Genomic DNA, 23,308 nt, shown 5'->3' with positions numbered 1-23,308 from the left:
CACAGAGTATGAAGTTAATTTTTTATACAAATGCTAGTAGTGTGCTAATTCCCACGATTGATAGAATAATGAAAACACCAATGGTGAAATATGTAGAAATTACTTGTGAACGTGGGGAAACAGTAATACCCCAGCTAACCAAGAATGACCACAAACCATTTGCAAAGTGAAAAATAGTTGAAATGATACCAACCACATAGAAACCAAACATGAATGGTGAAGAAAGGATATCCGCCATCATGTCATAGTTAACATGCGCACCGAATGCTGCTGCAACACGAGTTTCCCATACATGCCATGTAATAAAGATTAACGTGATGACACCAGAAACACGCTGTAATAGGAACATCCAGTTTCTGAAGTATCCATACTTTCCGGCATTATTTTTTGCAGTAAAAGCAATATAAAGGCCATAGATTGCATGAAATAAAATTGGTAAATAAATAATTACTGTTTCAAGGACAATTCTAAAAGGAAGGTTCCCCATAAAATTCGCCGCATTGTTAAAGGCCTCTGGTCCTCTTGTAGCAAAATTGTTGACTACTAGATGCTGCACAAGGAATAAACCTATTGGAATTACTCCTAGTAATGAATGCAATCTTCGATTCAAAAACTCACGATTCCCTGCCATAATTAACCCCCCTTAAATTTTTCCTGGATGATAAGCCTTCAACTATTTTTCTTGTAAATAAGAATTCTCAAACTTAGCACCACTGTGACAATTATGTGACATGTCCATTTTACTCCCAACAGGAAGGAGCGTCAAGAAAACGGATACACAAAAGTTATATAAAAATTTAATTTTTAAAATATATTGATATTATAATAAATTATTAGTTTTCTTCTTGCAAATGGAATTATCTTGTATTAAATCCAGTAGAATTACAATAAATAATTAAATTACATCCATAGACTGTTGCCATAAATGGGAAAGATAATTATGATGAAAGACACGCTATTATATTGCAAAATAACAATCCTTTACCACTCTAACGCTGTACACTATATTTCCTAAAAAGTGTTCTTAACTTAAAGCCGTAATTGTATATAATAGAATGGTAGAAAGAGGGGAAGCAAAATGAATGAAAGTACTGCCGTCGAACTTACTTTACAATCGAATGAACCAAGAAATATTTCACTGTTTGGTTATGAATTGATTCGTGAATTCATACTGCCAGAAATCTTAGGTAAAGACACACCAGAAATCCTTTACTGGGCTGGAAAACGATTAGCCCGCAGTCACCCTTTAAATAGCTTTGACGAAATCATCGATTTTTTCTCAAAAGCTTCTTGGGGACAGCTCGAATTAAAAAAAGAGCGTAAAGATGAAATAGAATTTGAACTTGTCAGCCCGCTGTTCGTTTCGAGAGTTAAATCAAAAGCAGAACACTACTTCCAAATTGAAGCTGGCTTTCTAGCTCAACAAATCGAACTCCAAAAACAAGCCATCGCCGAAACCTTCGAACACCCAGTAAAAAAAGCAAACAAAGTCCTATTCACCGTCAAATGGGATCGTAAAGACACACTTTAGCATACAGAAAAGCTTTCATCAGGATCTCCCGATGAAAGCTTTTTCTTGTTGCAACTGGTGCTATTTTGGTCCTTCAGTCGGTGCTTCAGTCGGTGCCTGTCACCACTCGTGGACACTGTCCACCTCAGGCGGACAGATTGGCAAAAAGTTTTCCTTGGAGTTATCTCCAAGGAAGGCTTTTTTAATCTTCTCTATTTAGTCCGAATGCATGGTGAAGTACTTCCACGGCTTTTAGCATGTGTTTTTCTTCGACTACTGCTGAGACTTTGATTTCTGAGGTGCTGACCATTTTTATTTGAATTTGGTTCTTGGCTAGAACTTCAAACATTTTTGCTGCTACACCAGGATTAGAAATCATCCCTGAGCCGACGATTGATACTTTTGCCAGTTGATTTTCTGCGTCAAGCTGTTCATAGTTTAGTACATCCTTGCTATTTTCAAGAACTTTCAATGTCTCCATCAGGTCTTGGGTTTTAATAGAGAAAGCAAGATTTGCTGTTTCTGCTTCTGTTGTACTTTGAACAATAATATCTACGTTCAAATGGTTCTCAGCCAGGGTTGTAAAAATGGTTGATAAACTTGTTAAAGAATTGGCAAGTCCTAATACACTTACCTTCGTAATTTCATCTTCAAATGCCACTCCACGGACTACAAGATTTTGTTCCATTGACGCTTCCTCCTCAATTACTGTTCCTTTTACTCTTTCCATACTTGAGCGAACCTCTAATTTGACTTGATAGTTTTTCGCAAATTCTACTGCCCTGGGATGGAGCACTCCAGCACCTAAATTGGCAAGCTCAAGCATTTCATCATAAGACACGGACTGTAATTTCCGAGCACTCTTCACATACCTAGGGTCAGTTGTGAATACACCCGTTACATCGGTATAAATATCACATTTATCAGCGTTTAGTGCAGCAGCAAGTGCCACGGCCGTCGTATCTGAACCTCCACGGCCAAGAGTAGTAATTTGACCATTTTCCGTAATCCCTTGGAAGCCTGCAACTATTACCACTTTACCGTCATCAAGCTGATTTTTTACCGCTTCTGTATTAATCGTTGTAATACGGGCATTTCCATGAACAGGCTCCGTGACAATTCCAGCCTGCCAGCCGGTAAACGAAATGGCAGGAAGATTCTGTTCATTTAGAGCCATTGACAATAAAGCGATTGTTACCTGTTCTCCCGTACTTAGGAGCATGTCCATGTCTCGTTTGTTAGGAGCCGCGGAAATTTCTTTTGCTAGATCCACCAACTGGTCAGTTGATTTCCCCATTGCCGAAACAACCACTACAACCTGATTCCCTTGATCGGTTTCATCTTTTACTCGTTGTGCTACATTTAGGATTTTTTCTACACTTCCAACCGAAGTACCGCCAAACTTTTGTACAATTAAACCCATCTTTTCCCCTGCTTTCAGTTATAGGTTAAGAATCACTATATGTTTCCCCGCAAAAAAAATAAAAAAGCAATGAGAGGGCATCTCATTGCTTGAATACACAAAAAAATTCTGCGTCTACAATGTAAGATAGCTCTCCAAGGCATTAAACCTTGACAATCCGGCATTTATTCAATACAGGACCAGCAAAGAAAGAAATGAGACTTTCTTCACTTCGGCGACCATCCCCTTTCATGATTCATCACAGAAGCCCATCCTTCTCCGAATCATTACTATTGAAGCTCGCACCTCTACCTTCACTTCATTATTAAAAAGTGATAGTAATATAATTTTCAATCATTATAGCATAGCAAGATTTTTCTGACAATCACTATGATTGAAGTTTTTTAATTAATTCCTCTGCTACGGGAGCTGGAATCCCGATGGCTCTAAACTCATCAAATGTAGCTTCCTTCATTTTCTTAACGGAACCAAATTCCTTTAGCAGCTGCTTTTTACGTTTTTCACCAACACCTGGAATGTCGTCCAGTAGCGATTGAAACGCACTTTTTCCTCGTGTTTGACGATGAAAGGTAATCGCAAAACGGTGAACCTCATCTTGGATTCTTTGCAATAAATAAAATTCTTGGCTGTTTCTGCCGAGCGGAATAATTTCAAGTGGATTCCCATATAAAAGCTGAGAAGTTTTGTGCTTATCATCCTTGACTAGCCCAGCTAGGGGGATATCTAAACCCAGTTCGTTTTCTAAGACGTCTCTGACAGCCTCCACATGTCCTTTTCCGCCATCAATAATAATGAGGTCCGGAAGCGGAAGTCCTTCTTTCAACGCCCTAGAATATCTTCTTCTGGTTACTTCACGCATCGATTCATAATCATCAGGTCCCTTAACCGATTTAATCTTATACTTTCGGTATTCACGCTTATTCGGCTTCCCATCAATGAAGACCACCATCGCAGATACAGGATCCGTCCCTTGAATATTAGAATTATCGAAAGACTCAATGCGATGCGGGGTATAAATACCCATAAGCTCCCCAAGGTTTTCAACAGCCTTTATCGTCCTTACCTCGTCTTTTTCGATAAGAGAGAATTTCTCATTCAATGCAATTTTTGCGTTTTTGATTGCCATTTTAATCAGATCTTTTTTCTGACCGCGCTGAGGTTTTAGGACTTTAACCTGAAGTAGCTGTTCGGCAAGATTTAAATCAATTTCATCCTGAATCAAAATTTCCTTCGGCTTAATATGATTCGATTTTTCGTAAAATCGACCTAGGAAAGTAAGAATTTCTTCTTCTGGCTCATTGTAGATCGGAAACATGGAAACGTCACGTTCAATTAGTTTTCCTTGGCGTACAAAGAAAACTTGAACACACATCCACCCTTTATCGACAGCATAGCCAAACACATCGCGATCAGTAAAATCAGTCATCGTGATTTTTTGCTTTTCCATAATAGTTTCAATGTGGATAATCTTATCTCTGAATTCCTTTGCACGCTCGAAATCTAATTCTTCAGATGCACTGGTCATTTTCTCCGTTAGTTCTTTTTTTATCTCTTTAAATCCGCCATTAAGAAAACGGGTAATTTCGTCGGTCATTTGCTTGTATTGCTCTTCATGTACTTCATTTACACATGGTGCCAGGCACTGACCTAAATGGTAGTACAAACACACCCGGTCTGGAAGGGTTGAGCATTTTCGCAATGGGTAGATTCGGTCTAGCAGCTTTTTCGTTTCATTCGCTGCCATGACGTTCGGATAAGGACCAAAGTACTTGCCTTTATCCTTTTTTACTTTTCTTGTAATGATGAGTTTTGGATGTCTCTCCGCTGTCAATTTAATAAACGGATAGGTTTTATCATCCTTCAGCATGACATTATATTTAGGATCGTATTTTTTGATTAGATTTAATTCGAGTAACAGTGCTTCGATATTAGATGAGGTGACGATATATTCAAAGTCCTCAATCTCATTGACGAGTCTAAATGTTTTACCATCATGTGAACCGGTAAAATAAGACCGTACACGATTTTTTAGTATTTTAGCTTTTCCTACATATATGATCGTTCCCTGACGGTCCTTCATCAAGTAGCAGCCAGGCTGATCAGGCAGCAGTGTTAATTTTTGTTTTATTATCTCATTCATACTAGCTGCTCCTCCCCGTCTTTATCTATCATAAAAATTTTAAAGCAAACTCCGCATAAAGAAAAGCCTGATTCTATTTCCAAAAATAAAAACCTTAGCCAGAGGAATCCAGCTAAGGTTATCAATTCTTAAACGTGCTTTTCTAATACACCAGCTAAAGCGTCTTTTGGCTGGAAGCCGACTACTTTGTCAACCACTTCGCCATTTTTGAAAACAAGTAATGTAGGGATACTCATAACGCCGTATTTAGCAGCAGTTTCTTGGTTATCGTCTACATCTAATTTAACGATTTTTACTTTCTCGCCCATTTCGGAATCAAGTTCCTCAAGAACTGGAGCGATCATTTTACAAGGTCCACACCATGGAGCCCAGAAATCCGCTAGAACAAGACCAGAGCCTGTTTCAGCAGAGAAATTTGCGTCAGTTACGTTTGAAATAGCCATTTGTTTATTCCTCCTAAATAATTACTAATTTCTATCGAAAGTATAGCATTGTTTAAACCATCATGCTAATAATCTGTCTCGGATGTAATTTCCCCTAAAAAACGGTTCATATTCTGGCTTATTATATGTAATAAGGCGAACAGTTTCCACTGCTCGCCTTATTTATTATGAGTGAACCTTTAACTTTTTAAACTCTTCTGTTAAAAGTGGTACTACTTCAAATAGATCCCCAACAATACCATAATCTGCTACTTTAAAGATATTGGCTTCCGGGTCTTTATTGATCGCAACGATTACCTTGGAGTTTGACATCCCTGCTAAATGCTGGATAGCTCCAGAAATTCCACAAGCAATGTAAAGGTCAGGTGTTACAACTTTACCAGTTTGACCGATTTGCAAAGAGTAATCACAATAGTCAGCGTCACATGCACCACGGGATGCCCCAACTGCGCCGCCTAAAACATTGGCTAATTCTTTAAGCGGTTCAAAGCCTTCTGCACTCTTGACACCACGTCCGCCAGAGATTACAACTTTTGCTTCACTTAAATCTACACCTTCACTTGCTTTTCTAACCACTTCTTTGATAATCGCACGAAGGTCTTTAATCTCAACAGATAAAGAGGCAACCTCACCAGATCGGCTTTCATCCTTGGCAAGTGGTGCGATATTATTTGGTCTTACTGTTGCAAAAATTAATCCGTCCGTTACAATTTTCTTTTCAAATGCTTTACCAGAATAGATAGGTCTTGTAAAGACAACATTCCCGCCAGCAACTTCAACTGCAGTTGTGTCTGAAATTAAGCCGGATGACAGCTTAGCGGCAATTCGCGGGGAAAGATCCTTTCCTTGTGAAGTATGTCCTAAAACTAGACCTTCTGGGCTTTCTTTTTCGATTACAGCAAGTAATGCTTGAGCATAGCCGTCAGATGTATATTGTTTTAATTTTTCACCTTCAACTACTACAACTCGGTCCGCACCATATTGCACTAATTCTGTGCCTAAAGCGCTAACATTTTCACCGATTAAAACACCAATCACTTCTCCGCCGTCAGCTACTGTCTTAGCTGCAGCAATTGCTTCGAATGAAACATTACGTAAAGAACCGTCACGAGTTTCCCCTAATACTAATACTTTTCTAGTCATTCTTTTACCCTCCTGCGAATCTTTTTTGGCTAATCAGAATCATCATTCTGAACGTATAAGTATCGTTACGATTAAACTACTTTTGCTTCTGTATGAAGAAGGTGAACGAGTTCTTTTACCTGATCATTTAATTCTCCAGATAACACTTTTCCAGCTTCCTTCTTTGGCGGCAAGTAAATTTCGATTGTTTTTGTTTTTGCTTCAACATCATCTTCTTCTAAATCAAGATCATCTAATTCTAGTTCATCAAGCGGTTTTTTCTTTGCCTTCATAATCCCTGGTAAAGATGGATAACGAGGCTCGTTTAAACCCTGTTGAGCTGTAACTAATAATGGCAGACTCGTTTCAATTACCTCAGAATCTCCTTCAACATCACGGGTAACGGTTACATTTGTTCCATCAATTTCAAGCTTAGTAATGGTTGTAACATAAGGAATGTTTAACAATTCAGCAACACGTGGACCTACTTGTCCAGATCCGCCATCAATCGCTACATTTCCACCGATAATAAGATCCGCTTCTTTATCCTTTAGATATTCAGCAATGATTTTTGATGTTGTGAACTGATCCCCATTTTCCACATCATCTTCTGTATTAATTAAAACGGCTTTGTCTGCGCCCATAGCGAGTGCGGTACGTAATTGCTTTTCAGCTTCTTCCGTGCCTACGGAAATAACCGTTACTTCTCCACCATTTGAATCGCGGACTTGGATTGCTTCTTCCACAGCATATTCATCATAAGGATTGATGATAAACTCAGCGCCGTCCTCATTGATTTTTCCGCCGGAAATAGTAATCTTTTCTTCTGTATCAAAGGTTCTTTTCAATAGTACATAAATGTTCATGATTTCCCTCCTATAATGCAAACATTATTTCTGTTCCAAAGATTAAGAAAATTTACAGCAAAAAAAATTATTAGCAACTTCTATCGGAGTGATAAAAGTTATTCACCCTTTAAAATGCGGCTCTCGTTTTTCAATAAAAGCCTGAATTCCTTCTTTTGCATCATCGGAAACAAATATTTCTCCAAACAACTCCGCTTCCTTTTTAGAGCCTTCATAAAACTCTTCATTTTTAGCAAAGTTTAATAATTGAATCGTTGCTTCTAATGAACCTGTACTTTTCTTAGCGATTTTACCCGCCAATTTAAGAGCATGTTCAAAGACTTCCTGTTCCGGATAAGCATGGTTCGCCAGACCGAATTGAACCGCTTCCAATCCTGTGATTGGCTCAGACGTGAACAGCATTTCTGCTGCACGTGCAACCCCAACATATTTTGGAAGACGCTGTGTTCCAGCAAAACCAGGGATTAGTCCAAGCTGTAGTTCTGGAAGACCAAGCTTAGTATTTTCTCCAACTAAACGGATATGACATGCCATGGCCAGCTCCAAGCCGCCGCCAAGTGCTGCGCCATGAATAGCAGCAATGATTGGTTTGGGAAACTTTTCCATCCGATCAAATAAATCCTGACCATACTTTCCAAGCTTGGCAAATCCTTCGGAAGATGATACGGTAGTGAATTCTTTAATATCAGCTCCCGCAGAGAAGAATCGCCCTTCCCCATGGATGACAATCACCTTAATGTCACGATTAGGTTCAATTTCGTCTAGAACAGCCGACAGTTCTCTTAATAATCCTTGTGAGAGGGCATTTGCCGGTGGACGACTGATGGTGATTGTCGCGATCGAATCTTGATTAGACCATTTTAAGTATTCCAATAGAACCCCTCCTCCTTTACACTCGAAAATTAATGACTTCCGCAGCCCCTAATCAACAGCTGGTGAACCGGTTTAGCGAGTGCCACTAAATCGTATTTCTCCTCATTTAAAACCCAGGTTGTCACGGTTTCATCCATTGTGCCAAATATCATTTGTCTGGCAAGGCGGACATCGAGGTCGCTTGAAAACTCTCCCGTTTCTTTTCCTTCTATGATGATTTTATCAATCACTTTTAGATAGCCTTTTAGAACATTGTTTATACGTAAACGCAATTCTTTATTGGATTGTCGTAATTCAAGCTGGGTTACGATTGCCATGTGATGATCATCAGAAAGGTTTTTAAAATGAGCTTCTATCATCATTAATAACTTCTCCGCGGCGCTCTGTTTTCCTGCCAGCATTTCATCTATTTTTTCAATAAAGCTTCCCATTTTTTCTTCAAAGAGTGAGATGAGAATGTCTTCTTTGTTTTTAAAATAGAGATAAATGGTGCCATCTGCTACACCAGCCTGCTTTGCAATTTTAGAAACCTGTGCTTGATGATAACCCACTTCGGCAATCGCAATTACTGCTGCGTCGATGATTTGCATGTATTTTGGCTTGTTTTTTTTCATAGTAATTCTCCCTCCTCCCGAAGAAAGTATAATAGTAATAGGCTGTTGTGTCGTGTCTGTTGATTTGCGCTCCACTAAGGAAAGCTTCTTTGAATAATCACCGCAGGGACAGGCGGTCTTTGCCTGTCACGAGGCACTTCGCTTTCCGCGGGCGGTCCGGGGAGCCTCCTCAGCGCTTAAGCGCCTGCGGGGTCTCTCCCTGCCCCGTCCTCCCGCAGGAGTCTACGTGCCTTCCGCGCAAATCAACAGAGTGCAAAATCAAATTTTTGCTTTATCACAGCCAAGTAATTAAAAAAGAAAAAATATGAATGAATAATCATTCATATTTTTATAATAGGTTTTAGATGTATTTCTGTCAAGAAATACTGGACATTTTTATATTACTTCACTGCCTTCATAAGGACAAGCTTTATTGTACAAAAAAAATTAGTGCAGTATGTGTTCTAATTAGGCATGTTTTTTGTTCTCTTCTTCTATCTTTTTCATTTCTTCTTCGACAAGTGTTCTTCTTAAAATCTTTCCTACGGCTGTTTTCGGCAATTCTTTTCTAAATTCATATAATCTTGGCGCCTTATAGGCGGCTAGATATTTCCTGGCGTACTGGTTTAAGTCATCAGAGGTAATCTGCGAGCCTTCTTTTAAAACAACGTACGCTTTAACGGTTTCACCCCTATAAGGGTCTGGAATTCCTGCAGCTACAGCCTCCAACACATCTGGGTGTTCATATAATACCTCTTCTATTTCTCTTGGATATATATTATACCCTCCGGCAATAATCATATCCTTCTTTCTATCTACTACATAAAAATAACCTTTATCATCCATGTAGCCAAGGTCACCTGTAAACAGCCAGCCGTCTTTAATCGTTTCCTCGGTTGCTTCTGGACGGTTCCAATAGCCTTTCATGATTTGAGGACCTTTAATGATAATTTCTCCTATTTCTCCAACCGGCATGTCTTCTCCATCTTCCATTGAAACAATCCTCACTTCGGTATTTGGCCAAGGAACACCAATACTTCCTTTTATCCGTTCACGATCCCATAAGAAATTTGCATGGGTAACAGGAGAAGATTCTGTTAATCCATATCCTTCAACAAGTTTCCCTCCTGTAATGGCCTCAAACTCCTCTTGAACTTCAACCGGGAGCGGGGCGGAACCACTTAGACAGGAATCAATCGATGATAAATCGTATTTTTTTAAATCAGGATGATTTAATAGTCCGATATAAATCGTTGGCGCACCTGGAAACAAAGTAGGTCGCTGCTTTTGGATTGTCTTTAAGGTGGTTAATGGATCGAACTTAGGTAATATAATCATTTTATATGCCTGCATAACGGATAAAATCATAACAATCGTCATGCCATATACATGGAAAAACGGAACGATTCCTAAAACTGATTCCTCACCTGGTTTTGCTTTGTATAGCCATGCCGTACACATGGAAGAGTTTGCTACTAAATTTCGATGTGTCAGCATAACCCCTTTCGGAGATCCTGTTGTACCGCCTGTATATTGAAGAAGCGCAACATCCTCTTCAAAATCAAAGTCATATTCGACGAGTTTATTAGGTTTTAGTTTGACAATTTCTTTAAATAAATGGGTATTGCCTTCATGTTTAACGTTAACAACAATTCCATATTGCTTTTTCTGGATAAAAGGATAAACTAAATTTTTGGGAAATGGCAGGTAGTCTTTGATAGCGGTTACAATAATGTGCTGCAAATTAGTCTTAGGCATCACCTTAGAAGCACGAGGATAGAGGATGTCGAGTGTGATGATCGCTTTTGCTCCGGAGTCCTTCATTTGGTATTCAAGTTCTCGTTCGGTATATAACGGATTGGTTTGAACGACTATTCCCCCAGCCATCAATATACCAAAATAACTTATGACCGCTTGTGGTGTATTGGCAAGCATAATGGCAACACGGTCACCTCTTGAAATACCAATCTGCTGAAGATAGCTGGCAAAAGTTAATGCTTCATCGTAAAGCTCTTGATACGTCATTTCCTTTCCCATAAAATGAATCGCCGTTTTTTCTGGAAAACTTTTAGCTGCATTTACTAAATACTGCTGAACAGGTTCTTTTCGAAATTCCAGTTCTGCAGGAATTTCCTCGGGATAATGCTGCAACCATGGTTTAGAATCATACATAATAACCCTCCTTTTTATTCTATTGTAAAATTTCCCACTTCCCTTTCATTATAATATAGTCAGACTGTTTAAACAATTACAATAACAATATATGCTCACTATATCACGAAAATTTCAAGTAATAAAAAATCACCGCTGAAATGATCAGCGATGATTTGCCAATTAAAAGAACATGTACCCCAAACCGATTAGCAAAAACAAGGCGCATAAACCAAGAAGCACTTTCGCTAATGTCTCCACTCTAATCTCCCCTTACGAAATTCCTGCACCTATAACAAAAGATAATCCGATTGACAATATCATGGCAATAAATCCGACTGCACGATTACCATTTTTAATTTCTTGATCGATGTTAAATTTAGGTGTTAAGAATTCAAAGATAAAATATCCTGCCAGTAACAGCACAAAGCCAAATACTCCCCAGCTTATCATTGTAACCAATGAATCATTTTGTTCAATGGAATAACGGAAAATATTAGCAATTCCAAAGATCTTCCCTCCGGTTGCCATTGCCACGGCTACATTGCCCTTTTGGATTTCTTCCCAATTTTTATATTTCGTTACCAGCTCAAAAATGGCCAAGAAGACAATCACACATAAGATCACCACACTATAATTGGCAGCACTTTGAATATATACGTTATCCCAAAACTGGTTCATTTCCTATTCTCCCCAGATATTATTTAAATTCAACCACAGTTACGCCAGAACCGCCCTCACCCGCTTCTCCAAACCGAATTTTCTTGACTGAACGGTGATTTCGTAAATATTCCTGGACTCCCTGTCTTAATGCTCCTGTGCCTTTTCCGTGTATAATGGACACACGAGAATAGTTTGATAATAACGCATCATCTATATATTTTTCCACTCTCATAAGTGCAGCCTCGTATCTTTCTCCGCGTAAATCCAACTCTAACTTTACATCAGCGTCCCTGCCCTGGACGATTGCCATTGGTCTCGTTTCCACAGGTTTAGGCGTACTGACAAATTCTAAATCCTTTTCTTTCACCTTCATTTTTAGGAAGCCGATTTGTACCTGCCATTCGTTATCCGTAACTTTTTCAAGAAGTATACCCTTTTGTCCAAATGTAAGAACTTTCACTTCATCACCTGCAGTGAAGGTGTGCTTCTTCGTTTTCTTATTGACTTGATTCGCTGATTTCTTTATTTCTGGAGTCGCTGCTTCAAGACGGCGCTTTGCATCAATTAATTCGTGTTCCTTTATATCGGCATGCTTTTCAATTCTCATTTTGCGAAGGTCACGAATAACCTTTTCCGCCTCACTCTTTGCTTCATCGAGAATTTCACCAGCTTGCTCAGCCGCTTTTTCAAGCATAGCGTCTTTGTTTTGGTAAAATTCTATCATTTGATTTTGCATATCCTGATGAAGCTTTTCTGCCTGCCTTAAATAATCCCGCGCTTCCTCATGCTCGATTTCAGCTTGGCGCTTGCTTGCCTCAAGAGACGCAATCATCTTATCGATTTGATTTGTATCTTCACTAACATGGGATCTTGCTGCTTCAATAACGCGTTCATTTAACCCTAAGCGTTTTGAGATTTCAAACGCATTGCTTCGTCCGGGTACGCCAAGAAGGAGCTTGTAGGTTGGACTTAGTGTTTCAACATCAAATTCAACACTTGCATTTAGGACACCTTCCCGATTATATCCATAGGCTTTTAATTCTGGATAATGCGTTGTGGCAATCACTCTTGCCCCCCGATGATGGACCTCATCTAAAATGGAAATAGCAAGCGCAGCACCTTCCTGAGGGTCAGTTCCTGCACCAAGCTCATCAAATAGGACCAGTGAATTAAAGTCGACCTTTTTCAAAATGTCCACAATATTTACCATATGTGACGAAAAGGTACTTAAGCTTTGTTCAATGGACTGCTCATCACCAATATCTGCATAAATCGCGTCAAAAACAGCAAGTTCTGAGCCATCATAGGCAGGAACCTGTAAGCCTGCCTGCGCCATTAATGAACATAAGCCAAGCGTTTTTAAGGTCACGGTTTTACCGCCAGTGTTTGGTCCGGTAATGACAATTGTCGTATAATCCTTGCCAAGCAAAATATCATTTGCTACCACTTCGTCAATCGGAATTAATGGATGTCTAGCTTTATATAAAGCAATTCGGCCTTCATTATTCATTCGAGGCATACTCGCTTTCATCTTCCGGCCATATCTTGCCTTTGCAAAAATAAAATCGAGATTGCCCAGAATCTCAACGATGACCTGCAGCTCCGACTCATATTCAGCAGTCTTTGCAGAAAGCTCGGTCAAAATTCTATCAATTTCAAGCTGCTCTTTTACTCTAATGTCCTGTAATTGATTGTTTAATTGGACAATCACTTGCGGCTCAATAAATAGAGTTTGCCCTGATGAGCTTTGGTCATGAATAATACCGCCATAATGTCCTCGGTACTCCTGTTTAACAGGAATAACAAAGCGATCATTTCGAATTGTAATAATCGAATCTGACAGCATTTTTGCTGCATTGGATGAACGAATCATACTTTCTAATTTTTCACGGACCCGTGATTCATTCGAGCGCAATTGATTTCTTAATGAACGTAACAAATCACTGGCACTATCAAGAACCTCACCACTCTCATCAATGGCATGTCTAATCGATTCCTCTAAATTGACTAAAGGAATAATACGATCGACCTGTTCCAATAATAGTGGGATTTCGGTTCTTTCTTCTGCGATATCTTCAATAAACCGTTTCATTTGCCTGCTGGCATGGATGGTGCTCGCAACCTGAATCAACTCATGCGAGCTAAGTACTCCCCCAATGACCGAGCGCTTAATATGTGCTCGTATATCGTGAATACCTGATAACGGGACATTTCCTTTAATTCGCAACACAGTCGTTGCCTCATCTGTTTCTGCCTGCAGCTTAACGACCTCATCATAATCTATTGATGGTACTAACCTTTTTAATTTATCTATACCCAGTGATGAAGCAGCATGTTCAATAAGCTGTTCTCTCACTTTGGTAAATTCCAATACTTTTAACGTTCTTTCTTGCATGGAGATGAACCCCCTATTTTCGATTATGCAAAAATTCTAGTAAGTCATTCGTTTCTAGTGCATTGATGACCGATGATTTTTTTATCCAGCCTTTTTTCGCTGTTGAAACCCCTACACCCATATGTGATAACGTTTCTTTCTTATGGGCATCAGTATTAATAAATATTTTAACTCCTGCTTCCTGTGCTTTTCGTAAGTATTCAGCTTTTAGGTCCAATCTGTTAGGATTGGCATTCAGTTCTAAAGCGGTATTCGTTTCTTTGGCCAATTCTATCAGCATATCGATATCGACATCATAACCTTCACGTCTGCCAATTTTCCGGCCAGTCGGGTGCGCAATTAAATCAACATGTGCGTTTTCTAATGCTGTGCGTAACCGCTCCATGATTTTTTCTCTTGGCTGTGAAAAAGCAGAGTGAATCGACGCGATTACGAAATCCATCTCACCAAGCAAATCATCCTCATAGTCCAATGTTCCATCTGGCAGGATATCCATTTCTACACCTGATAAAATTAGTATATCATCGTATTTTTCATTTAATTTTTTAATTTCTTCTTTTTGCTGTAATAACCGCTCACGTGAAAGCCCATTCGCCACCTTTAAGTATTGGGAGTGGTCCGTTATAGCCATGTACTTATAGCCCTTTGCACGACAAGCTTCCACCATTTCCTCGATGGAATGTGCCCCATCACTCCAGGTTGAGTGCATGTGAAGATCGCCCTTGATATCACTTAGTTCGATTAATTCACCTTCATATGCAGGAAAATCCTCGACTTCTTTTCCATCTTCACGTATTTCTGGTGGAATAAATGGCAGATCAAAATGCTTGAAAAACTCTTCCTCTGATGAAAAAGTAAGTATTTCACCACTCTCAACATTCTCAACGCCGTATTCACTTATTTTTTCTCCACGTTCTTTAGCCAATTGTCTCATCCGGACATTATGGTCCTTTGAACCAGTAAAATGGTGAAGAGTCGTGATGAATTCCTCTGGTTTAACGAGACGAAAATCAACCGATACATCATACTCAAATCCAAAAACCAGTGATACCTTTGTATCTCCAGCGCCAATAATTTCTTTTATATTCGGTAATTCCAGCAGAAATTGTTTTACTTTTTCCGGCTGTTTACTTGAAATGATAAAATCAAGGTCTTTTACGGTTTCCCGTACTCTACGCAAGCTTCCGGCACGAGAATATTGATGAATCTCAGGAAGTTCAGCAAGTTTTGCCTCTATTAAATCAGCAATTGGCAGCATATAAGCAAGAGGCAGTCGGTCAGGTCTAGAGCCAACATTGGCAATGGCGCTTAAAATTTTTTCCTCTGTTTTTTTTCCAAAGCCTGCTAGCGCTTGTACTTTTCCAGCTTTACATGCTTCTTCTAAGGTTGTAACATCTTCAATTCCTAGTTCTTTGTGAAGCTTGGCAATCTTTTTTCCGCCAAGGCCAGGCAATTGTAATAACGGGATCAACCCTTTCGGAACCTCTTCCTTTAGCTCTTTTAATACTGTAGAAGTGCCTTCATTTATGTATTCTTCAATTACCGCTGCGGTCCCTTTGCCGATTCCTGATAACGATGTAAAGTCTTCAATATCAGATAAGCTGCGATCATCAAATTCCAGTGCAGAGCCAGCTTTGCGGAAGGCAGATACCTTGAAAGGATTTTCACCCTTTAGCTCCATGTATATCGCGATTGTTTCTAATAGTCGAATTAAATCTTTTTTATTTACCTCCATTACTTCCACCCACCTTACCATTATTTTAACCTTTTAATAGAAAAACTTCTCTCCTAGAGAGAGAAGTAAGGCATTCTCTCATCAGAGAGAATTCATTGCAGCTGTATATTCCAGCCAAATATTCTTAATTTGTTCTGTAAGAAATGGCGTATGATTAACGATAAGATTCGCCATAATGGAATCCTCCAATGGTTTTTGTAAAGTTTCCATTGGAATTAGCGCAGCAATATATAATAAAATAAAGAGAATTAAATAGACTTCAGCAAAACCAAGTAACCCGCCTGCCCACACATTTAATTGCTTAAGAATAGGCAAATGGGCAATAAAATCAAGCATCGATCCGATAATTTGCAGTAAAATCTTTACCGCAAAAAATATTATAACAAAAGCAATCGCACGATAAAAAGCTTCCTCCATATTACCATTCTCACTTAATAGTTTTAGAGGAGAAGTCGTACCTAGATTCGGATACGGCACCCACAGCGTTAGTCTAGGTGCCAAATCGTCATAGTATAAATTTGCCACTATGTATGCAATAATAAAACCTGTTAAATGGACCAACTGCAATATGAATCCTCTTTTTAACCCGATAAAAAAACCAAAAATTAATAAAATAATAATTGCTAAATCCAGCATGACTTATTCAGTCCTTTTCCTTTTGTAGTTCAGATTGCAGCCGCTCTAATTGTTCCTTCATTTTAATATAATCATTGACCGCATTTACTGCTGTAAGTACAGCGAGCTTATTTACATCTAGCAGCGGATTTCTGGAACCAATTTCGCGCATTTTTTTGTCAACTAAGGAAGCGACATGTCGAACATGACTCTGGTTTTCGGTTCCTAAGATAACGTATTGCTGTCCGTATATATCAACGGTTGTTCTAGTTTTTTCAATATTTGACAAATTACTGCCTCCATTCGATTCGAAGAAATCCCTAATTTATAATATAACACGAACGGATGTGTGTCGAAAAGTAAACAGTTTAATTTGGTGAATTTTTACTTTTTTTAAATAATGCCGAGGAGTGTTTTTGAAGTGGGAAATGTCGTACTAAATCTAAGTATGTCTGAAATTAATAAAATGAAAAGCTACTATGAAGGGAAATTGCTAGATAAAACTCCTCCAGGAAGTGTGTTTGCAGCCAAGACTTCTGGCTCGATGATTACGGCCTATAAGTCTGGAAAAGTTTTATTTCAAGGGAGTGGCTCTGAAGCAGAAGCAGGCAGATGGGGCGTGGCAGATGCAAAAGCTCCCTCCAAGTCAAAAGCAGCTAAAGGTCATCTTCCAGAAGGTTTTAGCAGCTGGTCCGTGATTGGCTCCGATGAAGTTGGTACCGGCGATTTTTTTGGACCCATCACCGTTGTCGCTGCTTATGTTCGAAAGGAAGATATCCCTTTATTAAAAGAATTAGGGGTCAGAGATTCAAAGGATTTAAATGATGACAAAATTATTGCTATCGCAAAGGTTATTAAAGATGTTGTCCCTTTTAGTTTAATGACGTTGAAAAATGAAAAGTACAATCAGCTGCAAAAGGCTGGGATGTCACAGGGGAAAATGAAGGCCCTTCTTCATAACCAAGCCATCCTCAATGTACTGGAGAAGATTGCACCGGTTAAACCGGATGGTATTCTGATTGATCAATTCGTTCAGGAGAGTACTTATTTTCAGCATGTGAAAAATCAAAAGGCTGTTGCGAAGGAAAATGTGTATTTTAGTACGAAGGCTGAGGGAATTCATCTTGCCGTTGCTGCTGCTTCAATCCTCGCACGGTACGCTTTTGTACAGTATTTTGATAAATTAAGTGAAGCGGCAGGCTTTAAGATTCCAAAAGGAGCGGGATCGTTGGTCGATGAAGCTGCAGCAAAACTGATTTTGAAAAAAGGACGAGAGGTATTGCCTCAATTTGTCAAGCTTCATTTTGCTAATACGGAAAAAGCAATGAATCTGATAAAGAAAAAGAGGAGCTAATGCAGTATGCTTTAGTCTGTCTCGGTTTCAGTCACTCCAGCCCTATGTTGGATTGACTTAAATGTTTTTTATGAATAGTCTTCGGTCACTCCAGACGTCCTGCATTGACCCAAATGCTTTTCATAAATGCTCTTCGGTCACTCCAGAGGTCCTGCATTGACCCAAATGCTTTTCATAAATGCTCTTCGGTCACTCAAAGATATCTGCATTGACCCAAATGCTTTTCATGAATGCTCTTCGGTCACTCCAGACGTTCTGCATTGATCCAAATGCTTTTTATGAATGCTCTTCGGTCACTCCAGACGTTCTGCATTGACCCAAATGCTTTTTTATGAATACTCTTCGGTCACTCAAAGATATCTACATTGACCCGAATTTCAATTTTTCAACTTCACCAACCGCCTGCATAAAAAATGACCTAGTTGAATGTTCACTAGGTCATTTTTCACTCTATAGTTATCCTCTCAATACTGCTCCTGCCTGGGTCTTTAAGGCTTCAAGTACTTGAGTATGAACTTTTGTTACTTCTTCATCTGTTAATGTACGTTCTGGATCCATGTATTTCAGTGAATAGGCAATAGATTTTTTGCCTTCTTCCATACGATCACCTTCATATAAATCAAAAACGCTGACTTCTTTAAGAAGCTTTCCGCCTGCTGATTGAATAACGTCTTTTAACACGCCTGATACTGTTTCTTTATCAACGACAAGAGCAATATCTCTTGTAATGGATGGGAAACGCGGAATGGCTTCGTATCTTAATGCCGTTGTCGCTTCTTCTAGAACTGCCTTCAATGAAAGTTCAAAAACATAAGTATCTTTCAAATCAAGCTCTTTTTGCATAGTTGGGTGTACTTGGCCGACAAAACCGATTCTTTCACCATTTAAGTGAATTTCAGCCGTTCTTCCTGGGTGCATGTTATCAACTTTCGCTTGAACATATGTCACACTTTCAGTAAGGCCAAGTTTTGCAAACAATCCTTCTAAAATGCCTTTTAACACATAGAAGTCAACAGCCTTTTTCTCACCCTGCCAAGAATGACTGTGCCAAAGACCTGTGACAGCACCTGCTAAATGCTCTTGTTCTTCAGGTAATACTTCGTTTCCATTTGCTAAGAATACCGCACCCGTTTCATAAACAGCAAGACTGTCGTTTTGGCGGGCACTGTTGTATTTTAAAACTTCCAAAAGCTGCGGCATTATGCTTAAACGCAAGATACTGCGGTCCTCACTCATCGGCATTGCCAGGCGAATAAAGTCACGTTTCTCTAGTGCGAATTGTGCTGCTTTTTCCTCACTTGTTAAGGAATACGTCACTGCTTGGTATAATCCTGCACCTTCTAAATATTGGCGGACAATTCGGCGCTTTTCTTGGTAATCTGATAACTTACCTGGTGTAGCGGAACCGATTGGCAATGTTTTAGGAATGTTATCATATCCGTAGAGGCGGGCTACTTCTTCAATTAAGTCTTCCTCGATTTTAATGTCACCACGTCGTGTAGGAGCTGTAACAGTGATAACATTCTCCTCAACATTTACAGTAAATTGAAGACGTTCAAAAATAGCTTCAACATCCTGAACAGTCAAGTTTGTGCCGATAACACTATTTATTTTTTCTAGAGTTATCGAAACCACTGCTGGTTCTACTGTAAGTGTATTAACTTCGGAAGCGCCCTCTAGTACTTCGCCGCCAGCGTATCTAGCCATTAAGTATGCAGCACGCTCACCGGCAGCTCGTACGCGGTTAGGATCAACACCCTTTTCAAAACGAGCACTTGCTTCACTTCTTAAACCATGGTCTTTAGACGCTTTTCTTACCGTTCCACCTGTAAAATAAGCTGCCTCCAACAATACGGTTGTAGTATCTGAAGTAACCTCAGAATTGGCTCCACCCATTACTCCTGCCAATGCAACAGGCTCTTTTCCGTTTGTAATCACTAAATGGTCAGAAGTTAATGTACGTTCTACATCATCAAGCGTTAAGAACTTTTCACCATCATGAGCACGACGAACGAGAATTTCCTTTGAACCTAAACGATCATAGTCAAATGCATGCAGCGGCTGACCGTATTCCAAGAGAATGTAGTTGGTAATATCGACTACATTATTGTGCGGACGAATGCCAGCTGATATTAATCTGGTTTGCATCCATAGCGGCGCAGGACCGATTTTTACATTTTTAATGACTTTAGCAGCATATAAAGGATTATCTTCATTTGCTTCTACTTTTACCGTAATATAATCTGAGGCTTTTTCATTTACTGGCTGAACATCAATTTCTGGAAGCTTTACTTCTCTTCCTAGAATCGCTCCTACTTCGTAAGCCACCCCAAGCATGCTCAAGCAATCTGCGCGATTTGGTGTTAAACCAAGCTCAAGAACTTCATCATTACGGTTTAATAATGCAATTGCGTCAGTGCCAACTTCTGCATCCTGAGGAAAAACAAAGATTCCTTCTGAATATTCCTTTGGTACAACCTTTGCTTCCACACCAAGTTCTGTTAAGGAGCAGATCATACCATTTGATTCTTCGCCGCGAAGCTTTGCTCGTTTGATTTTAAAGTTTCCTGGTAATACTGCGCCAACTGTTGCAACAGCTACTTTTTGACCTTGCGCGACATTCGGTGCGCCGCAAATAATTTGAACAGGTTCACCTTGACCGATGTCAACTTGGCATTTGCTAAGTTTATCAGCATTTGGATGTTGCACACGCTCAACAACATGACCAACTACTACTCCTGTAATTCCTTCGTTAAGGACATCTACACCCTCAACCTCAATCCCGCTTTTTGTGATTTTCTCAGCTAATTCAGAAGCTGATACTCCGGATAAGTCTACATAATCCTGGAGCCATTTATATGAAACGAACATTTTTAATCTCCTCCCTTATTCATGCTTAGAAAACTGTTTTAAAAAACGTACATCATTTGTATAGAAATGACGAATGTCATCGACACCGTATTTCAACATGGCGATTCGCTCTGGTCCCATACCGAACGCGAATCCAGTGTATTTTTTAGAATCATAGCCAGCCATTTCAAGAACGTTTGGATGCACCATTCCTGCACCAAGAATTTCAATCCAGCCTGTTTTCTTACAAACATTACAGCCGTGTCCGCCACAAATCATACAGGAAATGTCCATTTCAACAGATGGTTCTGTGAATGGGAAGAAACTTGGGCGCAATCTGATTTCACGGTCTTCACCAAACATTTTTTTCGCAAAGATTTCTAATGTTCCATGAAGGTCACTCATGCGGATATTTTCACCAACAACAAGGCCCTCGATTTGCATGAACTGGTGAGAGTGTGTCGCATCATCATTATCACGGCGGTACACTTTACCTGGGCAAATAATTTTGATTGGCCCTTTCCCTTGGTTCTTTTCCATAGTTCGAGCTTGAACGGGTGAAGTGTGGGTACGCAGTAAAATCTCATCAGTAATATAGAATGAATCCTGCATATCGCGAGCAGGGTGACCCTTTGGTAAATTTAAAGCCTCAAAGTTATAATAATCCTGCTCTACTTCAGGCCCTTCAGCTACCTGATAACCCATACCAATGAATAAATCTTCAATTTCTTCAATGATTCGTGTTAATGGGTGGTGATTACCAACCTTAACGGGTCTTCCTGGCAATGTAACATCAATGGACTCAGAGGCAAGTTTTTCTAAAACCGCAGCTTCCTCTAAATCCTTTTGTTTTGCTTCTAATGTCGTTGCAATCGCTTCACGAACTTCATTTGCAAGTGCTCCCATAATCGGACGCTCTTCCGCTGAAAGTTTACCCATTCCACGCAGTACTTCCGTAATTGGACCTTTTTTTCCTAAGTAGGCAACGCGAATGTCATTCAATTCTTTTAAGCTTGAAGACTGTTCAATTTTTTGAATAGCTTCTTGCTGCAATTCCTTTAATCGTTCTTGCATCGTATTTCCTCCTTTTAATCGTTAAATATAGAGCGGTTATTTTTCAACAAACAAAAAAACCCCATCCCTGGAAAGGGACGAGGTTTATAGTCGCGGTACCACCCTTGTAAACACGGTATGTATAAAACACATGTGTTCGCTTCATTGAGATAACGGCTTAGGCCGGTGCATCTTTACATTTCGATTTGAAATGGTCCCGATGCCAACTCAGGAGGTGAACTTCTCTTAGCCTTGCCATAAAAGTGCTTTCAGTCAAGGCACTTTCTCCCTAAAATGGTCTTTGATAAGATACTTTTCTCCGTCATCGTTTTTGCTATTTTTCAATAATGTAGATAATTATATAATACTTTACTCCATGATTCAAACTAGTATCGTCTATTTTTTCAAAAAATATAACAGGATGCCTGTTGCGACTGCAACATTCAGTGATTCGCTCTTGCCATAAATCGGAATATAAAGATTTGCAGTCGTCTTCGCCAGCAGTTCTTTATTAACACCATTTCCCTCATTGCCAACTAATAATCCATAAGACTCACTTGTTGAAATATCAGTATATGCTGAAGCACCTTCAAGTGCAGTACCGTAAACAGAAATATTTTTTTCATGGAGTCTTTCAATCCAATCATGTAGATCCCCTCTTATGATTGGCAAATGAAAATGACTTCCCTGTGCCGAGCGGAGTACTTTTGAGTTGTAAACATCGACACTTCCCTTTCCTACCACAACTGCGTCAATGCCTGCAGCATCGGCCGTACGAATCATCGTTCCTAGATTCCCTGGATCCTGTACTGCATCGATTAGCAAATACGTTTTTCCGTTTGGTACGTCTACTTGAACCTGCCGACAAACAGCATAGATTCCTTGTGGTGCCTCCGTTTCAGATAATGAATTGGAAATCTCCTCGGTTACAATCGTTACTGGTATTTCCCCAGAATCCCATCGCGGAGGAAGACCTGTCTTATCAGAGACTATAATCTCGATAACACTTTCACTTTGTTTTAATGCTTCTTCTACTAAATGAAAGCCTTCTACTAAAAATGTCCCGGATTTATCTCGTTCCTTTTTCGTTAAAAGTTTTTTCCATTGTTTTACTTTTGGATTTTGAATGGATTCAATATGCTTCAAGTTTGTACTCCTTCAGTGTTTTTTCTCATTATATCCCAAAAAAAATACATAATAAAACTAAAATTAGAAATCATATTAGAGTAATACAGGATAAAAAGGAGTGAATTCATATGAACTTAAATTTACGGAATGCCATTATTCACAATGTTTCTGGTAACTCACAAGCAGAATTAGAGGATACAATCGTTGATGCTATTCAAAATGGAGAAGAAAAAATGCTCCCAGGATTAGGTGTATTATTTGAAGTCATTTGGAAAAATTCTTCTGAGGAAGAAAAGAAAGAAATGCTTGCAGCACTTGAAAGCGGATTAAAATAATTCTCTGGCTGCCGAATAATTTCGGCAGCTTTTCTAATGGAACCTATGGGCCCGAAAAA

General features: G+C 39.4%; 20 protein-coding genes, 1 riboswitch and 1 other annotated feature. Of the genes, 3 read left to right on the top strand and 17 right to left on the bottom strand.

From position 1 onward, the window contains the following. Positions 1-22: 22 nt before the first annotated feature. The gene (locus BANA01_RS06815; protein WP_063252238.1) at positions 23-631 is read right to left on the bottom strand and encodes a succinate dehydrogenase cytochrome b558 subunit; all 609 of its coding nucleotides are present in this window, start codon (positions 629-631) and stop codon (positions 23-25) included. Positions 632-1,078: 447 nt separating this feature from the next. Between BANA01_RS06815 and BANA01_RS06810 the strand changes: the two genes are divergently transcribed. Continuing rightward, on the top strand, positions 1,079-1,531 hold the full coding sequence (locus BANA01_RS06810) for a YslB family protein (protein ID WP_034676927.1): 453 nt from the start codon (positions 1,079-1,081) through the stop codon (positions 1,529-1,531). A gap of 181 nt (positions 1,532-1,712) precedes the next feature. Here BANA01_RS06810 and BANA01_RS06805 read toward each other — a convergent pair whose 3' ends face one another. From BANA01_RS06805 to zapA, 13 genes are all read right to left on the bottom strand, one after another. Beyond that, positions 1,713-2,933, bottom strand: a complete 1,221-nt coding sequence (locus tag BANA01_RS06805) for an aspartate kinase (protein ID WP_034676925.1) — start codon at positions 2,931-2,933, stop codon at positions 1,713-1,715. Between the two features lie 119 nt (positions 2,934-3,052). Further along, positions 3,053-3,231, bottom strand: a riboswitch (Lysine riboswitch). Positions 3,232-3,300: 69 nt separating this feature from the next. Beyond that, positions 3,301-5,073 (bottom strand): excinuclease ABC subunit UvrC, encoded by a 1,773-nt coding sequence (gene uvrC / locus BANA01_RS06800; RefSeq protein ID WP_034676922.1) that lies wholly within the window; start codon positions 5,071-5,073, stop codon positions 3,301-3,303. A gap of 128 nt (positions 5,074-5,201) precedes the next feature. Continuing rightward, complete coding sequence (gene trxA / locus BANA01_RS06795; protein WP_034676920.1) at positions 5,202-5,516, bottom strand: thioredoxin; 315 nt, start codon at positions 5,514-5,516, stop codon at positions 5,202-5,204. A gap of 165 nt (positions 5,517-5,681) precedes the next feature. Next, positions 5,682-6,659 carry an electron transfer flavoprotein subunit alpha/FixB family protein gene (locus tag BANA01_RS06790; protein WP_034676918.1) on the bottom strand — a complete coding sequence of 326 codons (978 nt, stop codon included), beginning with the start codon at positions 6,657-6,659 and terminating at the stop codon, positions 5,682-5,684. 71 nt (positions 6,660-6,730) lie between these two features. Further along, positions 6,731-7,504 carry an electron transfer flavoprotein subunit beta/FixA family protein gene (locus BANA01_RS06785; RefSeq protein WP_034676916.1) on the bottom strand — a complete coding sequence of 258 codons (774 nt, stop codon included), beginning with the start codon at positions 7,502-7,504 and terminating at the stop codon, positions 6,731-6,733. 102 nt (positions 7,505-7,606) lie between these two features. Beyond that, positions 7,607-8,377 carry an enoyl-CoA hydratase gene (locus BANA01_RS06780; protein ID WP_034676914.1) on the bottom strand — a complete coding sequence of 257 codons (771 nt, stop codon included), beginning with the start codon at positions 8,375-8,377 and terminating at the stop codon, positions 7,607-7,609. Positions 8,378-8,406: 29 nt separating this feature from the next. After that, entirely contained in the window at positions 8,407-8,991 is a 585-nt protein-coding gene (locus BANA01_RS06775) for a TetR/AcrR family transcriptional regulator (protein ID WP_034676912.1), read from the bottom strand. A gap of 447 nt (positions 8,992-9,438) precedes the next feature. Beyond that, positions 9,439-11,142, bottom strand: a complete 1,704-nt coding sequence (locus BANA01_RS06770) for a long-chain-fatty-acid--CoA ligase (protein WP_034676910.1) — start codon at positions 11,140-11,142, stop codon at positions 9,439-9,441. Positions 11,143-11,394: 252 nt separating this feature from the next. Then, positions 11,395-11,802 (bottom strand): DUF350 domain-containing protein, encoded by a 408-nt coding sequence (locus tag BANA01_RS06765; RefSeq protein WP_034676908.1) that lies wholly within the window; start codon positions 11,800-11,802, stop codon positions 11,395-11,397. Positions 11,803-11,821: 19 nt separating this feature from the next. Continuing rightward, positions 11,822-14,179, bottom strand: a complete 2,358-nt coding sequence (locus tag BANA01_RS06760) for an endonuclease MutS2 (protein ID WP_034676906.1) — start codon at positions 14,177-14,179, stop codon at positions 11,822-11,824. 13 nt (positions 14,180-14,192) lie between these two features. After that, positions 14,193-15,914, bottom strand: coding sequence for a DNA polymerase/3'-5' exonuclease PolX (gene polX / locus BANA01_RS06755; protein ID WP_034676905.1), 1,722 nt, complete (start codon positions 15,912-15,914; stop codon positions 14,193-14,195). 81 nt (positions 15,915-15,995) lie between these two features. Further along, positions 15,996-16,550, bottom strand: coding sequence for a CvpA family protein (locus BANA01_RS06750; protein WP_034676902.1), 555 nt, complete (start codon positions 16,548-16,550; stop codon positions 15,996-15,998). A gap of 7 nt (positions 16,551-16,557) precedes the next feature. Then, complete coding sequence (zapA, locus tag BANA01_RS06745) at positions 16,558-16,818, bottom strand: cell division protein ZapA (RefSeq protein ID WP_034676900.1); 261 nt, start codon at positions 16,816-16,818, stop codon at positions 16,558-16,560. Positions 16,819-16,950: 132 nt separating this feature from the next. Between zapA and rnhC the strand changes: the two genes are divergently transcribed. Continuing rightward, the gene (gene rnhC / locus BANA01_RS06740) at positions 16,951-17,883 is read left to right on the top strand and encodes a ribonuclease HIII (protein ID WP_305802700.1); all 933 of its coding nucleotides are present in this window, start codon (positions 16,951-16,953) and stop codon (positions 17,881-17,883) included. A gap of 456 nt (positions 17,884-18,339) precedes the next feature. On the opposite strand, the gene pheT is transcribed toward rnhC, so the two are convergent. The 3 genes from pheT to BANA01_RS06725 all read right to left on the bottom strand — a co-directional run bounded on the left by pheT (position 18,340) and on the right by BANA01_RS06725 (position 22,932). Beyond that, positions 18,340-20,754, bottom strand: a complete 2,415-nt coding sequence (gene pheT / locus BANA01_RS06735; protein ID WP_034676896.1) for a phenylalanine--tRNA ligase subunit beta — start codon at positions 20,752-20,754, stop codon at positions 18,340-18,342. Positions 20,755-20,769: 15 nt separating this feature from the next. Beyond that, on the bottom strand, positions 20,770-21,807 hold the full coding sequence (pheS, locus tag BANA01_RS06730) for a phenylalanine--tRNA ligase subunit alpha (RefSeq protein ID WP_034676894.1): 1,038 nt from the start codon (positions 21,805-21,807) through the stop codon (positions 20,770-20,772). Positions 21,808-21,877: 70 nt separating this feature from the next. Further along, positions 21,878-22,121, bottom strand: a binding site (T-box leader). A gap of 61 nt (positions 22,122-22,182) precedes the next feature. Then, positions 22,183-22,932 (bottom strand): TrmH family RNA methyltransferase, encoded by a 750-nt coding sequence (locus tag BANA01_RS06725; protein WP_034676892.1) that lies wholly within the window; start codon positions 22,930-22,932, stop codon positions 22,183-22,185. A 110-nt stretch (positions 22,933-23,042) separates the two neighbouring features. Here BANA01_RS06725 and sspI point away from each other — a divergent pair, with 110 nt between their 5' ends. Next, on the top strand, positions 23,043-23,249 hold the full coding sequence (gene sspI, locus BANA01_RS06720; protein ID WP_034676891.1) for a small acid-soluble spore protein SspI: 207 nt from the start codon (positions 23,043-23,045) through the stop codon (positions 23,247-23,249). Positions 23,250-23,308 lie beyond the last annotated feature (59 nt).

The organism is Neobacillus niacini NBRC 15566, from assembly GCF_001591505.1.
In the GTDB taxonomy this organism is placed as follows: Bacteria; Bacillota; Bacilli; order Bacillales; family Cytobacillaceae; genus Neobacillus; species Neobacillus niacini.
This window is presented reverse-complemented; position numbering and strand designations above follow the sequence as displayed.